This is a genomic window from Robertmurraya beringensis, from assembly GCF_042433785.1.
Lineage (GTDB): Bacteria > Bacillota > Bacilli > Bacillales > Cytobacillaceae > Robertmurraya_A > Robertmurraya_A beringensis.
Genome location: NZ_JBHLUU010000003.1, coordinates 1 through 1,517 on the forward strand (window position 1 = coordinate 1; position 1,517 = coordinate 1,517).

Sequence of the window (1,517 nt, forward strand, 5' to 3'; positions counted from 1 at the left end):
GTGTCACTTCTGCCACAATTGGACGTGTGATTGATATGGGCTTAACAGATCCATTTAATATGGGAGGAGCAATGGCGCCAGCTGCGGTTGATACCATTGAAGCCCATTTAAAGGAACGAAATATTGATCCATCTTATTACGATTTAATTGTAACCGGGGACCTGGGCCAGATTGGACAGGAAGTTTCCATGGATCTATTTAAAAAGCACGGAATCCCTATTAGTGAAGAACAATACCAAGATTGTGGCCTTATGATTTATCGGGAAGGACAACCCGTTCTTGCAGGAGCAAGCGGTGCAGGCTGTTCAGCAACGGTAGTTTATGGGCATTTATTAAACCGCATGAAAAATGGTGAATTTAAACGCATGTTAGTTGTGGCTACAGGTGCTTTGCTTTCACCATTGTCCTTTCAGCAAAATGAAACAATTCCTTGTATCGCCCATGCAGTGTCAATTGAATACGGAGGTGAACAATTAACATGATCTATTTTTGNTGAAAAACATGGGGTAGTTGGTGTACTGACAGGAATGTTTGAAGTAACTAGTTCTGGTATTTCAGCTGCCATTGTTTTCGGCATGATAGGAGCTTTAATTTTTAAGCCAAAAGGATAAGGAGAATTAGGATGACAGTAGGATCAGATGTTAAACAGTGTTTTGCCAGTCTAAAAGGGGTAGAAGCAAGTCTCTCAAGTTTAGCATTACGGACTCTTGATGATGAATCGAAGCGAACTTTGCATGAGGCTATGATGGTAGTACACGAAGTAACAAAAGATTTAAAAAAAAGAGTAGGAGAACTAGAAGGAGAGGAACTTCAGTACAAAGGTTTCTAGAAAAACTATATTTACAGGGGGTGTAAGTAGTGCCTGAATGGTTAGAGATAGCTGTACGCTCAGCATTATTTGTTGCTGTTTTATTTTTCATTACAAAATGGTTAGGGAAAAAGCAAATTTCAGAACTATCTTTCTTTGAATATGTCACCGGTATTTCTATTGGAAGTATTGGTGCAGAAGTGGCTATGGGACTTGAACGGAACATTTTTCACGGAATTATTGGAATTGTCATTTTTGCGGCTATTCCCTTTTTCGCTGGTTTAATTTCATTAAAAAGTAAACGTTTTCGCAATTTTACAGAAGGAAAAGCAACAGTATTTATCAAAGATGGGAAGATTATGGAAGATAATTTAAAAAAGGAAAGATATACGACAGATGAACTGTTAGAGCTACTTCGCAGGAAGGATGTCTTTCAAGTCTCTGATGTAGAATTTGCTGTTTTAGAGGCAACAGGTGATTTATCTGTGATGCTAAAGAAAGAAAATCAACCTTTAACAGCAAAGGATATAAACTTGAAGGTTGCTTCAATCAAGGAGCCTCAGACCATTATTATGGATGGTGCAATAATGGATGAACCACTAGCCACGATTGGACGAAGTCGGGCTTGGCTACATACTGAATTAGAAAAACTAGGGGTAACGATTGAAAATGTATTTCTGGGACAGGTTAATTCTTACGGAGAGTTAAC

At 38.6% G+C, this 1,517-nt stretch carries 3 protein-coding genes and 1 pseudogene; all 4 read left to right on the plus strand.

The genetic code is table 11. From position 1 onward, the window contains the following. A partial coding sequence (locus ACFFHF_RS00405) for a beta-ketoacyl-[acyl-carrier-protein] synthase family protein (RefSeq protein WP_512700630.1) occupies nucleotides 1-482 on the plus strand: 482 nt, incomplete at its 5' end. Nucleotides 483-494: 12 nt separating this feature from the next. Further along, nucleotides 495-611: pseudogene (locus ACFFHF_RS00410) on the plus strand (SpoVA/SpoVAEb family sporulation membrane protein); the annotation flags it as partial. Between the two features lie 11 nt (nucleotides 612-622). Then, nucleotides 623-829: a DUF1657 domain-containing protein gene (locus ACFFHF_RS00415; RefSeq protein WP_009336483.1), complete on the plus strand. Its 207-nt coding sequence runs from the start codon at nucleotides 623-625 to the stop codon at nucleotides 827-829. Between the two features lie 29 nt (nucleotides 830-858). Then, on the plus strand, nucleotides 859-1,517 hold a 659-nt coding region (locus tag ACFFHF_RS00420; RefSeq protein WP_377057365.1), incomplete at its 3' end, for a DUF421 domain-containing protein.

What these genes read in the sequence shown, in the direction of transcription:
- ACFFHF_RS00415 (WP_009336483.1), top strand. Translation starts at nt 623, where the DNA reads ATGACAGTAGGATCAGATGTTAAACAGTGTTTTGCCAGTCTAAAAGGG.